The sequence below is a fragment of the Gammaproteobacteria bacterium genome (assembly GCA_034522055.1).
Lineage (GTDB): Bacteria > Pseudomonadota > Gammaproteobacteria > JAABTG01 > JAABTG01 > JAABTG01.
Map to the genome: position 1 here is coordinate 294,725 of JAXHLS010000002.1, position 13,065 is coordinate 307,789.

The following is a 13,065-nucleotide window of genomic DNA, read 5'->3' on the forward strand; positions in this document are numbered from 1 at the left end:
CGACGCCGGCGCGCCCGATGAATATGCCCAACGTCATCCACGCCGAGTCCTCGGACACCAGCGAGGATGGCTTTCCCTTGGAGATCGGGCTGGTGCTGCACAACGGCGCCGCCTACTGTCTGGTGGCCCGGCCCGAGGCGGCAGGCTTCCCGGTGGCATCCGGCGCGGAGCAGGCCACCGGACTCACGCCCGAGGTGCGAGACCGCAGGGCCCTCGCCGCCCCCCAACTGGCGCTGGAACTCAACCGGGCCCTGGGTGACGACACCGTCCATTTCGATGACCGCGGGCCCGGCGCGGCGTTGCTCCGGAGGTTGTTCGATGCGGCCGGCGTGGCCCCCTCCTTCAGGATGGAGCCCTTGCAGGCCCTGCTCACCACGGACCAGCGCCGGGACTGGGAACGGGCCACCCTGACGGCTCTGGAGGAGCAGCGCCATATACGCAACCGCGCCAGCGACAAGGCGCTGGTGCTCCAGCAGACCCTGGTGCGCAGCGCGCAATGAGTCAAATTCACCGCCTCGCGCGCCATCCCCGGGATGGTGCAGCGACCGCATCACGGCGCCACGCCAGCGGCCACCGCACCGCCGGCCGGGCCCTATCGCCAGACGGATTCGACAGCGCCCCCGGAACCCCTTAAATTCCCCACCCATCCCCCATTCGATTCTCACCATGCACATAGCCATCATCGGAGCCGGCATCAGCGGGCTCGCCACCGCCTTCTATCTCCATCGCCAGCACCCGGACTGGCAGCTCACCCTGTACGAGGCCGAGGACCTGGCCGGTGGCACCATGCGCACCGTGGACGTGGAGGGCTTCCTCTTCGAGCATGGCGGTAACGGCTTTCTCACCAGCAAGCCCGACACCCTGGACCTGGTGAAGGATGCCGGTGGCGAGGCTCTACTCATGGAGAGCAATGACGCGGCCCGCATCCGTTACATCTTTACGGACAAACTCCACCGCCTGCCCGAGACCCCACCCGCCTTCCTCACCACCCGCCTGTTGTCGTGGCGGGGCAAGCTGCGCACCGCGGCGGAGGTGTTCGTCGCGCCCCGCCGCGACGTGGACGACGAGACCCTGAAGTCCTTCGGCGACCGCCGCCTGGGGGCGGAGTTCACCGACGTCTTTCTCAATGCCATGACCGCCGGCATCTACGCCTCCACCCCCGAGCAGATCTCCGTCAACGCCGCCTTCCCCCTGGTGGTGGATCTGGAGCGCACCTACGGCGGCCTGTTCCGCGGCATGCTGCGCAAGAAGAAGAAACAGGCCGGCCCCGGCGGCAGGCTCATGAGCTTCACCGGCGGCGTCAGCACCTTCATCGACCACCTCATGACCCGCATCCCGGGCAACCATCACCTCGGTACGCCGGTCACCGGCGTGGTCAAACGGCATGACGGCTACGCCGTGCACAGCGCCGGTGATACGGCCACCTTCGACCAGGTGGTGCTCAGCACGCCCGCCCACACCACGGCCAAGCTGTTGCGTGAGCTGGACAGCCACCTCGCCATGCAGATCGATGCCATCGAGTATTCGCCGGTGGCGGTGGTGGGCCTGGGCTACCGGCACCTGGACCATCCCCTGGATGGCTTCGGCCTGCTCACCACCGCCGCGTCCCGGCGCCAGGTGCTCGGGGTGTTGTGGGACAGCTCGGTTTTCCCCGACCGCGTACCCGCCGGCTGCAAGGCCATGCGGGTGATGATCGGCGGCCAGCGCAACCCCGAACTCGCCCTCCAGGACAAGGACGCCCTGGTGGATACCGCGTTGCGCGGCGTACGGGAGACCATGGGCGTGACCTCGCCGCCGGACGTTACCTTCGTGAAGCGCTGGGACCGGGGCATACCCAACTACAAGGTGGGCCACCTGGCGGTGGTGGACGGGGTGTTCAAGAAGCTCGACCGCCACCCGGGCCTGCACCTCAATGCCAACGCCTACCGCGGCATCGCCCTCAACGATTGCGTGCGCAATGCCCGCGAACTGGCCGGGCGCATCGGCGACGGCTGATCCTACCCTGTCCCGTCGCCGCCTGCTGTCCCGAGCCCTCAAGCTCCTCGCCCTCGGTGGCGTTTTGGCCTTCATGGTGCCCCTGGCGGGCTTTCTCGGGGATACCCTCGCGCCAGCCGCAGGAACAGACGGAACCGGGCATGGCGTGATCATCATCCCCGTGGCCGAACTCGTCCCCGGCACCGTGCGGGAGGTCCGCTGGCGCGGCCGTCCCCTGTGGATCCATCGGGCCGCCGGCGGGGTCGCGGTGTTCCATCCCTTCGAATCCGTGCGCGGCTGCAAGGTACATCACCTGCCCGCCGCCGCCCCCGGTACCCCCGCCGGCTGGAGCGGCGGCTTCGGCGAGCCCTGCTTCGGCGCCCTGTTCGACGCCGCGGGCCGGCGCCTGCCGGGCACCGGGGACCCGCGTCAGGGGGACCTCGAGGGACCGCGCCACCACGTGGATGCCGGCGGCCGGCTGGTGGTGGGCGCCCCGCCCTGAGCGGGTGCTACAATGCCAGGCAGCCCTCGCTATCCACTCGTCAGGCCCTGTCCAACACCCGGCGCATCCCCTGGACAGGGAGAGGAAAACCGTCAGTCGATGTCCGAGAAGCAACCCACCGCCGTCGCCAGGCCCGTATCCAAACCCCTGGGGGAATACCTGGGCTGCGACCCCGAGGCCATTCACCGGGCCCTCGCCATCCAGCACGACACGGCCGGCCGCGGACAGCGCAAGCGCCTCGGCGACATCCTGGTGGAGGCCGGTCACATCAGCCGCAGCGAACTCCTCGCCGGCATCCGTGCCCAGCGCCATGACCGCCTCGCGGCCTGCCCGTTGTTCGCCCGCCTCTCGGACCAGGAGCTGGATGAACTCTCCTACAGCTTCGAGGACATCACCGTGGAGCGGGAGGAGGTGTTCGTCACCCAGGACACCCCGGACAACTACCTCTACATCCTCGCCAGCGGTCTCGTGCAGGTGTTTCGTATCGATGAGCTGGATACGGAGATCCCCCTGTCGGAGGTGACGCCCGGCGAACCCATCGGCGAGATGGCCTATTTTTCCGACGGCCTGCGTTCGGCCTCCGCCAAAGCGATGGAGCGCGCGAGCCTGGTGCGTATCCACTACACCGAACTCAGCCGCTGCCTGGACACCTACCCCAATCTCGCCATCGCCTTCCTCCAGCTGGTCACCCAACGCCTGCGCCGTACCAACCTGGCCTTCGAGGAGCACGTCCACCGCCGCATCAGCGCCGAACGGTCCCTGAGGAACCTCAACGAGTTCCTGGACCTGTCCGAGGTGCTGGACCTCAAGCTCGGCATCGAGGGCCTCATAGAACGGGTGGTGCATACCGCCAGTAAGCTCATGGAGGCCGACCGCGCCTCCCTGTTCCTGGTGGATCAGACCACCGGCGACCTGTGGTCCAAGGTCGCCGAGGGCGACGAGGTGAAGGAGATCCGGGTGCCCGCGGGCGCCGGCATCGCCGGCTGGGTGGCGGCCCACCGTGAGACCCTCAACATCCCCGACGCCTACGAAGACCCGCGCTTCAACCACGCCGTGGATCGCAAGACCGGCTACCGCACCCGTACCATCCTGTGCGGCCCCATCTTCAGCCTGCGGGGCGAGGTCATCGGCGTGGTTCAGGTGATCAACAAACACCGCGGTATCTTCAACGCGCAGGACGAGGCCATGTTCCGCGCCTTCGCCCACCAGGCCGCCATCTCCATCGAGAACTTCAATCTCTACCGCAAGGTGGTGGGCAGCCATGAGAAGATGGCCCTGCTGCTGGACATCGCCACCTCCCTGGGCGAGACCCTGGAACTCAACAAGCTCATCCGCGACATCGTCACCCGCATCCCCGACCTGCTCCAGTGCGACCGCAGCACCCTCTTCATGCTGGACCGCGACAGCCGTGAGCTGTGGACCATGGAGGCCCACGGCGAGGGCATGAAGGAGATCCGCTTCCCCATGTCCGTGGGCATCGCCGGCCACTCGGCCACCACGGGGGAGGTGGTGAGCATCGCCGACGTCTATCAGGACCCCCGCTTCAATCCCGAGGTGGACCGCAAGACCGGCTACCGCACCCGCAACATGCTGTGCGTGCCCCTGCGCAACCGCGACGGCGAGGTGGTGGGCGTGGCCCAGGCCATCAACAAGGACGCCGGCCCCTTCCAGCAGGAGGACATGGACCTGTTGCGGGCCATCTCGTCCCAGATGGGCGTGGCCCTGGAGAACGCCCAGCTCTACGCCCGTACCGTGTCCATGAAGAACTTCCTAGAGAACGTCCAGGAGAGCATCTCCAACGGCATCCTCACCCTGGACGACGAATACCAGGTCATCACCGCCAACGGTGCCGCCCTCAAGATGCTGGGCATGCGGCCGGACCAGATCATCGGCCGTGACCTGCGGGCCACCCTGGGAGCCCACAACCCCTTCCTGATGGAACTCATGGACCGTGTCCACCAGCAGGGCACCAACCTGGTGCGCTACGACGTGGACATCCAGACCGGCCGCGGCGAGAGCACCACCAATATCAACATCGTGCCCCTGACGGAGGCCGACCACGACCGCCACGGCCTGGTGCTGGTGCTGGAAGACATCACCCGCGAGAAGCGGGTCCACGGCACCCTCACCCGCTACATGCCCAAGGACATCGTGGACCAGGTACTCCAGGACGAGGGCTACCAGGGCCTCGGCGGCGTCCAGAGCGAGGCCACCGTGCTGTTCAACGACATCCGCGGTTTCACCTCCCTGTCGGAGATGCTCGGCGCCACCGGCACCATGGACTTCCTCAACCAGTACTTCTCCCTGATGGTGGACGAGGTGTTCCGCCACAACGGGCTGCTGGACAAGTTCATCGGCGACGCCATGATGGCCGTGTTCGGCGTCCCCTATGCGAAGGACGACGACCCCGTGCGGGCCGTGAGCGCGGCGCTCAACATGAAGGCGCGCCTCGAGGACTTCAACGCCCACCGCGCGGCGGCCGGCCTGCCCCGGGTACGCGTTGGCGTCGGCATCAACACCGGCGAGATCATCTCCGGCAACATCGGCTCCGAGAAGCGCATGGACTACACCGTCATCGGCGACACCGTGAATATCGCGGCCCGCCTGGAGAGCCTCAACAAACAGTACGGCACCCAGATCCTCATCAGCGAACCCACCCGGGACCACCTCGGCGACGCCTTCACCCTCATCGAGGTGGACCGGGTGATGCTGATGGGCAAGACCCGCCCCACCCGCATCTACGAAGTGGTGGGAGAGCGCTCCTACGAGATGTCGGCCCTCGACCGCATCTTCTGCGACGGCCTCCATGCCTACCAGGGCCGCGACTTCGCCGCTGCCCTCGCCATCTTCTCCCGCGGCGACGGCGACCCGCGCTGCCAGGCCTATGGCCGGCGCTGCGAGGGGCTGGTGGTTCGGCCGCCCCGGGAGGACTGGGACGGGGTATGGCGGGCCCTGGAAAAATAGCCGGTCCGGGATCGGGCGCCCGTCACCACCATGACCCTCCGGTCACGAAGACGAAAAATAAAGCTGTCAACCTCTTCCTGGAGACCGTCTTCCCGACAAGGGGCTGTACCCCATGAGATATCACCTCGCCCTGCTGTTCCTTTGGTTCGCCTCCTCGGCCGGCGCCATGGCAGGGAGCGTCTCCGGCGTGGTCTTCCACGACGCCAACCACAACGGCAGGCTTGACGACGGTGAGGGAGGGATCCCGCGGGTGCTGGTGTCCAACGGCAGCGACGTGGTGCCCACCGGGCCCTTCGGGGGCTTCGAACTGCCCGTCGGCGACGCGGCCACGGTATTCGTCATCCAGCCCCGGGGCTGGCGGGTACCGGTGGATGACCACCATCGGCCGCAGTTCCATTACATCCACAGGCCGGGGGGATCGCCCCCCCTCGCGTACGACGGCGTGGCGCCCACCGGCCCGCTGCCGGAGCGCATCGAGTTTCCCCTCTACCCGGCCGACGGCGACGGCCCCCACCGCATCCTGCTCCTGGGGGACCCCCAGCCCTACACCCAGGCCGAGGTGGACCACTTCGCCCGCAGCACCATCGCCGAACTGGCCGGCAGCCCGGACGTCGCCGCGGCCATCGTGCTGGGGGATATCGTGGGGGACGACCTCAGCCTGTTCGAGCCCGTCAGCGCGGCGCTGGCGCGGGTGGGGGTGCCCGTGTGGTACGTCTATGGCAACCATGACATGGACTTCGATGCGCCGGACGACGAGTCGGCCGATGACACCTTCGAGGCCACCTTCGGGCCTGCCACCTATGCCTTCCAAGTGGGGTACACCCATTTCATCGTCCTCGACGACGTCATCTATCCCTACGACGGGCCACAGAGATACATGGGCGGCCTGCGGGAGGACCAGTACGTCTTCCTGGAGAACTACCTCGACCACGTGCCAACGGACGACCGCATCGTGCTCGCCATGCACATCCCCCTGGAGGACTTCGGCGGCACCTTCCGGGTCACCGACCGCGAGCGTCTGTTCGCCCTCCTGGCGGACCATCCCCACACCCTCTCCCTGTCGGCCCACACCCATACCCAGAACCACTTTTTCTATGACCACCGCCATGGCTGGCCCCACGCCGAGCCCCACCACCACTACAACGTCGGCACCACCTCGGGGAGCTGGTGGCAGGGTCCGCCGGACGCCGACGGTGTGCCCGTCAGCCCCATGCGCGACGGCACCCCCAAGGGCTATGCCTTACTCACCCTCGAGGGCGCGGACTATGGCCTGCGCTACAAGGCCACGGGGCACCCGGCCGACGAGCAGATGGCACTCTTCGTGCCCCAGGTGATTCCGCGCAGCGGTTGGTGGCCGGGCTACGTCTACGCCAACGTCTACAATGGCGAAGAGCGCACGCTGGTGGAATGGCGTGTGGACGGTGGCCCGTGGCGCTCCATGAAACATCTGGAGCCCCAACCCGACCCCACCTACAGCAGGCGCATGCTCACCACCTGGAGCCAACACCATCCGCCCCGGGGCAAGCCCCTGCCCGCGCCCGGCCTGTCCCGCCACCTGTGGCGGGCCACCCTGCCGGGCGGGCTGCGAAGCGGCCTGCATGCCGTGGAGGTACGGGTAGCCGATCCCTACGGCGGCCAGTTCAGCCGCACCACGACCTTTCGCGTAGCGCAATGACGGCTTCACCACGGGAGGAAGACGGGCGGGCCGCGGTGGTGAAGCGGAGCCTCCCGTACCATCGCCCTCAAGATCATCGATATTCCTGGAGAACCGCTTGAACCAGACACCGATCCGCACCTCCCTCGTGCTGGGCAGCGGTGGCGCCCGGGGCCTCGCCCACATCGGCGTCATCAAGGCCCTGGAGCAAAGCGACCGCTACGGGATCGGCTCCATCACCGGCTCGTCCATCGGCGCCCTCATCGGCGGCCTCCATGCCGCCGGCAAGTTGGAGGCCTACACCGACTGGGTCCTGGACCTGTCCCGCGCCGACATCTGGCAGCTGCTGGACTTCTCCTTCACCGGCCTCGGGCTCTTCAAGGGTGACCGTCTGATGGAGAAGCTCGAGGATCTGGTAGGGGATACCCGCATCGAGGACCTCGACATCCCCTTCACGGCCGTGGCCTCCGACATCGAGCGGCGCGAGGAGGTATGGATCGATGAGGGCTCCCTGTTCGAGGCCATTCGGGCCTCCATCGCCATCCCGGGATTCTTCACGCCGGTGGAACGCGATAGCCGGCTCCTGGTGGACGGCGGTCTCCTGAGCCCCCTGCCCATCGCCCCCGTCCACAGCCACGATGCACAAAAGACCATCGTGGTCTCTCTGAACGGTCTGGATGACCCCTCGGACAGCACGCCGGCCGGCGGCCGCAAAGACCCAGTCGATCCGGAGCCCGCCTCCGGCCTGAATGTGCTCCGGGGCTGGTACGCCGAGGCGCGGGAGAAACTGGGGTTCAGTCCTGAAGATGCGACCAACGAGACGGTCCTGGAGATAGTCACCAAATCCCTGGAGGCCATGCAGGACCGCATCGCCCGCTACCAGCTGGCCGCCCACGCCCCCGACCTGCTCATCGAGATCCCGGTGGATTCCTGCGCCGTGCTGGATTTCCACCGTGCCCGCGAGATGATCGATCTGGGTCACCAGAAGACCCGCCAGGCCATCGAAGGGTCCGACAGGCCTGGCTGACGTGCACCCTTAGGCCACTGACGAGAATTGGCTTGTCACTCTGATAGCCGCGCCGAGCTTATCGGTAGTGTTCGCCAGATCGAAAGATGGCAAGTTAATTTCGATCAGGCTCCTTAGCGGGCGCAGTGCGCCAAGATGTTCCTCGTCACGCGAGAGGGCGATGGCCACGGGGCACGGCCTCTGCGGCCCATCATGCCCGCCAGCACCAGCATGGTAGGTTGGGGTGAGCTTGCGACCCCCAAAGATTGTTGGTCGAATTCATGGTCATGTTGGGGCTCGTTCCTCACCCCAACCTACGCGCTGCTCGCTCCCCTGTTTCCGCCGCACCGATGTAGATCGGGATTCATCCCGACATCCCGGCCAAATACACCGCCACCGCCCGTTCCCGGGGCACGAATGGTCGGGATTCATCCCGACATCCGGCACCGCCCCATGCACCTCATGCCGGGCAGGAAATCCCGCCGGCGGGCTGTCGGGCTGAAGCCCTACGAAGACAAAAGAGGCAATGACACGCCTCAGCGCATCAGGGCCAGGCGCATGGCGGGCACCAGCAGGCCCTCGGCGGCGCGCTTCGCCATACCGTCCAGGTCCAGCACCCGCAGCAGCATGCGGGCCGCCTGACGATAGGGGAAGTGGCGGCGGAAGATGGGGCGGATGCGGCCCTTCATGGCCCGGTACTCGGCGGCCGTGGGCTCGCGACCATGGCGGTGACGGTGGATATGCTTGAAGGCGTACCACACGTCGTCCTCCTCCACCTCGCCGAAGCGCTGGCGCAGGGCCTTGACGATGGCGAGGCGGCCCTGGCCCTCCTGACCGTTGTAGAGTTCGAAATAGTGGCGGAAATGACGGTAATGGCGCACCTCGTCCTGGCCGATGAGGGTGGCGATACGCGCCAGCACGGGTTCCGGCGAGTAGTCCGCCAGCATGCGGTAGAAGGTGGCGGTGCCGGTCTCCACCACGCAACGGGCGGCCATCTCCAGGGCCCGGCTGTCTTCCAGTTCATCGGCGGAGCAGGCGGCGGCGTAGTCGGCGAAGAAGTCCTCGTAGGCCGCCTGCCAGGGGAAGTCGGGCCAGGCCCTGAGGGCGTAATCCCGGAGCACCTCGCCGTGGCGCAGTTCCTCCGGCTCCCAATGGTCGGCGAGCCACGCCACCACCTCGTCGCGGCCGGTGCAGTGGTCAACGAGGTTGCGGGTGTAATGCTCCGCGGAGATCTCCACGAAGGAGGCCCCCACCACCAGATCGAACAACAGGGGATGGTCGGCAAGGGCGGCGGTCTCGATGGCATCGAGATCGATGTCCCGCGGATGCCAGGCCGCTTCATGGCCGGGCAAGGGCCGCCCGCCTGTTGCATTGCTGCCGTTCATAAACTCCCCTCGTGACCGGGTACACGCTGACTATTGCCTATCCCTGGGGCTATTCCTGGGGCCAGACCTGGACAGAATCAGCACCGAAGCCGAAAACCCCGGCTTCTCTCAGACACCGAATATTTTCGCCGTTCGCGAAAGTGTAATAAACAGGTCTTTACTGGGCCTTGTTGGCCGCGAGGGCCAGTCTATCTCCACTGCGGGCGTCGAACAGGTGGATGCGCTCCGGATCCAGGGACAGGCGTATGGGCGCCCCGGCCACCACCCGGGTGGTGGGGTCCACCCGCGCCACCAGGCGGTGGCGGGCGTGGTCCCCGGGGTCTTCCACCTCGAAGTGAATGAAGCCGTCGGCGCCCAGCCACTCCACCCGTTCCACCTGTACCTCGAAGACCGTCTCCCCCATCGCCGTCTCACCGCCGCCCGCCACGCCAAAGGCCTCCGGGCGCAGGCCGGCCGTCACGGCGTGTCCCTCTTCCAGGGACCTCATGGGTGCCGGCAGGGGCAGTTCCACCATGGGCAACACCAGGCTTCCCCGCCGCACCTTCGCCGGCAGGATGTTCATGGCCGGCGAGCCCATGAACCCGGCCACGAACAGATTGGCGGGGGCCTCGTAGAGGGCCCGCGGGCTGTCCACCTGCTGCACCCGTCCCGCCCGCAACACCGCCACCCGCTGGCCCAGGGTCATGGCCTCCGTCTGGTCGTGGGTGACATAGACCATGGTGGTGCCGAGACGCCGGTGCAGCCGCGCCAGCTCGTCCCGCATCTGCACCCGCAGGCGGGCATCGAGGTTGGACAGGGGCTCGTCCAGCAGGAAGGCCACGGGCTCGCGCACCATGGCCCGCGCCATGGCCACCCGCTGGCGCTGTCCCCCGGAGAGTTCGGCGGGCCGGCGCTCCAGCAGCTCATCGAGTTCGAGCATCGCCGCCACCGCCGCCACCCGCCGGTCCATTTCCTCCCTATGGACACCGGCTATACGCAGGGGAAAGGCGATGTTCCCCCCCACCGTCATGTGGGGATAGAGGGCATAGTTCTGGAACACCATGGCCATGTTGCGGGCCCGGGGGTCGAGACCCGTGACCACCCGCCCGTCCACCCGCACCTCCCCACTGCTGGGCGGCGTGAGGCCCGCCATGATATTCAACAGGGTGGACTTGCCGCAGCCCGAAGGCCCCACCAGGATGAAGAACTCACCGTCCTCGATGGTGAGGCGCGTTGGCTGCACCGCCACCGTCCCATCGGGGAAGCGCTTGCTGATGTCGTCTAGTTCTATACGGGCCATGGATGAAGAAATGATCTCGCGGTAAATAAAATATATAACCACGAAAGACACGAAATACCCTAAAGATCATTCGGCTCAGCGCCTTAGCCGCTCGGTAGCCGACGGTCGGGGTGATGTATTCACTGCCGATGAAAAACGAAGGAACTACGAAAAGCGCGAAATACGCAAAAGATCTTTTGGCCCGGGTGCATCGGCCACCGGGAATGTAGTGCTCCATTGCCACAACTGCTGAATCATTGCGGCTGTTCCACCCTGCGCACCTGTCAGATGGTTTTTCGCGTCATTTCGCGTGTTTCGCGGTTAACTCTCATGGCGATACGCGCCGCCCGAAATGATGAAAGATGAGCGCGTATCGCCATGTTCGTTCCCTCACCCCATTCCTGTACTCCGGGCATCCTGCCCTTCGCCCTGCGGGCCGCGCCAAGGCGCGTTCAAATCCGTTCCCGACGGATTTGTCCCAGAGGGAGAGGGGGAGTTCGTGCTTCGCGACTTTCACGTAACTGCGGGTGCTGCCACTACGACCCGCACCCATCGTCGGCTCCATCGTCACGGGCGGCTCCGATGCCGTGCTTCGCAGCACCAGGGTTTTCCGCCATACTCGGTCTCACAATCCTCAATCGGTGAGGCCCACCATGGAACTAACAGCCGTAGTCACAGCGGCAGAAGAGGGTGGATTCGTCGCCCTAAACCCCGAAACCGGCACGACGAGCCAGGGAGAGACCCTCGATGAGGCCATCGCGAACCTGCAGGAAGCGACGGCGCTCTACCTCGAGGAATTCCCTCAGGCTCAAGGCTGCCATGCCGTTGTGACGACCTTCAACCTCTCGGAAAGTGCCTGGGCTCCCGAGGGTCTCGGGTGCCGAGACCATCCGGACGCCGGAGCGGCTCGGCTTCGAGCAGGCGCGACGGCGCGACGGCGCGGCAGTCATGTCGTCCTGCGCCGGGGCCTGCAAGGCTGTGTGGTTCCGCTCCACAAGGAACTGAAGACCGGCACCCTCGCGGGTATTCTCCGTCAAGCCGAAGTATCCGCCGACGAGTTCATCGAGACACTCTAAGGCACGCTCGGTCTCACCGCTCCCACCCTCCGACACCCTGATATCACTGCCATGTGCCGACTCGTGATCGAAATGCCCGCCATCTCCGACCTGGCGCTGCAATCCATGATCCGCGTGGTCGATGAGAACGACGAGACCCAACGCATCACGGACGAGGAGTCCGGCCCCATCCCCCTGGCCTCGGCCCTCTCGGATTTCTTCCAGCTCACCTCCGGCATCGAGCACTCGGAGCAGGAACCGGATCAGGAGGCCCTCTCCGAACTCGCCGATTACGGCCTGGACCTGCTGGACAGGCTCTCCTCGCAACTACGCCAGCTGGACATCCATGACCAGGCCGACAACATGGCGTGCGTGTTCGTCTCCACCGCCGTATGGTTCGCCCGCCGCGGCGCGACGCTGCGCAACCTGGACGGCACCGCGGACGGCTTCGCCCGGGTGATCAACGGCACGTCGGAATCAGGCAAGCTGGCCACGCTGGCCCAGCTCATCGACGCGGTCCAGGATGCGACCGCCGACGAGATCAAGATGGACGAGGATAAGAGCAACCCGTGGCGGCCGTGGCGGGTGCTGACCCTGAACTCCGGCATCGCCGCCACCCGCGCCCTGGACACGGACCTCATGCGCGCCACCTTCGACAGAATGGGCCGCCGGCTCCCCACCGACCTGCCCGGGTTCTTCGCCGACGGCAAGCGCCAGATGGACGCCCAGGACGTCCCCCAGCCGGTGCGTGACGTGATGACCGAGTACGCGGGGAAGTGGCCCGACAAGGCCCTGCACTAAATAGCTGTTCCGAAATCCAGATCACCGAACCGTTCGGAGGTGAGCACAGTTAACCTGTAGATACTCCGTTTCCGGTCAAGCAGTCTGTGGGTCGGTTGCTCTCGGCAACCGACATCCGCGGCCGCAAAGCGCCGAGTTTCCGTCGGCTGCCAAGAGCAGCCGACCTACGCCTCTGTCCTTCTCCCCAGGGGAAATGGGAAAGGGGAAATGGGAAAGGGGAAAAGATTACCACCCGTGCGTCCGCTCTGCTGACGCCGAAACGGTCGATCCGCTGCGCCTTTTCAAACTGCCACTCCTCCCTGACCTTCTCCCTTTTCGCGTCATTTCGCGTCTTTCGCGGTTACGCTTTTTGTAGGTCGGGATTCATCCCGACATTCAAACAGGTTCCCTGGCCTTCTTGGCGCCTTGGCGATCTTGGCGAGAGGAAATTCTCCTCTTCTACACCCACGAATTCTGCTGACGAGCC

General features: G+C 66.3%; 9 protein-coding genes and 2 pseudogenes. 9 read left to right on the top strand and 2 right to left on the bottom strand.

Annotated elements, in window-relative coordinates; genetic code table 11:
• Positions 1-17 precede the first annotated feature (17 nt).
• The 6 genes from U5S82_01490 (at position 18) to U5S82_01515 (ending at position 8,121) form a co-directional block, all read left to right on the top strand.
• Positions 18-500, top strand: a complete 483-nt coding sequence (locus U5S82_01490; GenBank protein ID MDZ7750342.1) for a hypothetical protein — start codon at positions 18-20, stop codon at positions 498-500.
• 166 nt (positions 501-666) lie between these two features.
• Complete coding sequence (hemG, locus tag U5S82_01495; GenBank protein MDZ7750343.1) at positions 667-1,995, top strand: protoporphyrinogen oxidase; 1,329 nt, start codon at positions 667-669, stop codon at positions 1,993-1,995.
• Positions 1,958-2,476: a hypothetical protein gene (locus U5S82_01500; GenBank protein MDZ7750344.1), complete on the top strand. Its 519-nt coding sequence runs from the start codon at positions 1,958-1,960 to the stop codon at positions 2,474-2,476. The genes hemG and U5S82_01500 overlap by 38 nt, the downstream gene beginning before the upstream one ends.
• A 99-nt stretch (positions 2,477-2,575) precedes the next feature.
• Complete coding sequence (locus U5S82_01505; GenBank protein MDZ7750345.1) at positions 2,576-5,440, top strand: GAF domain-containing protein; 2,865 nt, start codon at positions 2,576-2,578, stop codon at positions 5,438-5,440.
• A gap of 112 nt (positions 5,441-5,552) precedes the next feature.
• A complete protein-coding gene (locus tag U5S82_01510; GenBank protein MDZ7750346.1) occupies positions 5,553-7,115 on the top strand; it encodes a calcineurin-like phosphoesterase C-terminal domain-containing protein in 1,563 nt (520 codons plus the stop codon).
• A 97-nt stretch (positions 7,116-7,212) separates the two neighbouring features.
• Positions 7,213-8,121 (top strand): patatin-like phospholipase family protein, encoded by a 909-nt coding sequence (locus U5S82_01515; protein ID MDZ7750347.1) that lies wholly within the window; start codon positions 7,213-7,215, stop codon positions 8,119-8,121.
• A gap of 515 nt (positions 8,122-8,636) precedes the next feature.
• Here the strand turns inward: U5S82_01515 and U5S82_01520 are convergent.
• Both U5S82_01520 and U5S82_01525 read right to left on the bottom strand, forming a co-directional pair.
• Positions 8,637-9,485: a ferritin-like domain-containing protein gene (locus tag U5S82_01520; protein MDZ7750348.1), complete on the bottom strand. Its 849-nt coding sequence runs from the start codon at positions 9,483-9,485 to the stop codon at positions 8,637-8,639.
• Between the two features lie 157 nt (positions 9,486-9,642).
• Positions 9,643-10,764: an ABC transporter ATP-binding protein gene (locus U5S82_01525; protein ID MDZ7750349.1), complete on the bottom strand. Its 1,122-nt coding sequence runs from the start codon at positions 10,762-10,764 to the stop codon at positions 9,643-9,645.
• A gap of 632 nt (positions 10,765-11,396) precedes the next feature.
• Between U5S82_01525 and U5S82_01530 the strand changes: the two are divergent.
• The 3 genes and pseudogenes from U5S82_01530 to U5S82_01540 all read left to right on the top strand — a co-directional run bounded on the left by U5S82_01530 (position 11,397) and on the right by U5S82_01540 (position 12,599).
• Positions 11,397-11,600: pseudogene (locus U5S82_01530) on the top strand (type II toxin-antitoxin system HicB family antitoxin).
• A pseudogene (locus U5S82_01535) lies at positions 11,596-11,819 on the top strand (type II toxin-antitoxin system HicA family toxin). Before U5S82_01530 ends, U5S82_01535 begins: the two co-directional pseudogenes overlap by 5 nt.
• A gap of 51 nt (positions 11,820-11,870) precedes the next feature.
• Positions 11,871-12,599, top strand: coding sequence for a hypothetical protein (locus U5S82_01540; GenBank protein MDZ7750350.1), 729 nt, complete (start codon positions 11,871-11,873; stop codon positions 12,597-12,599).
• Positions 12,600-13,065 lie beyond the last annotated feature (466 nt).

Bases quoted from the DNA above. Each gene is read 5' to 3' on its own strand.
- U5S82_01490 (MDZ7750342.1), top strand. From the start codon at position 18: ATGAATATGCCCAACGTCATCCACGCCGAGTCCTCGGACACCAGCGAG.
- hemG (MDZ7750343.1), top strand. From the start codon at position 667: ATGCACATAGCCATCATCGGAGCCGGCATCAGCGGGCTCGCCACCGCC.
- U5S82_01500 (MDZ7750344.1), top strand. From the start codon at position 1,958: ATGCCCGCGAACTGGCCGGGCGCATCGGCGACGGCTGATCCTACCCTG.
- U5S82_01505 (MDZ7750345.1), top strand. From the start codon at position 2,576: ATGTCCGAGAAGCAACCCACCGCCGTCGCCAGGCCCGTATCCAAACCC.
- U5S82_01510 (MDZ7750346.1), top strand. From the start codon at position 5,553: ATGAGATATCACCTCGCCCTGCTGTTCCTTTGGTTCGCCTCCTCGGCC.
- U5S82_01520 (MDZ7750348.1), bottom strand. From the start codon at position 9,485: ATGAACGGCAGCAATGCAACAGGCGGGCGGCCCTTGCCCGGCCATGAA.
- U5S82_01525 (MDZ7750349.1), bottom strand. From the start codon at position 10,764: ATGGCCCGTATAGAACTAGACGACATCAGCAAGCGCTTCCCCGATGGG.
- U5S82_01540 (MDZ7750350.1), top strand. From the start codon at position 11,871: ATGTGCCGACTCGTGATCGAAATGCCCGCCATCTCCGACCTGGCGCTG.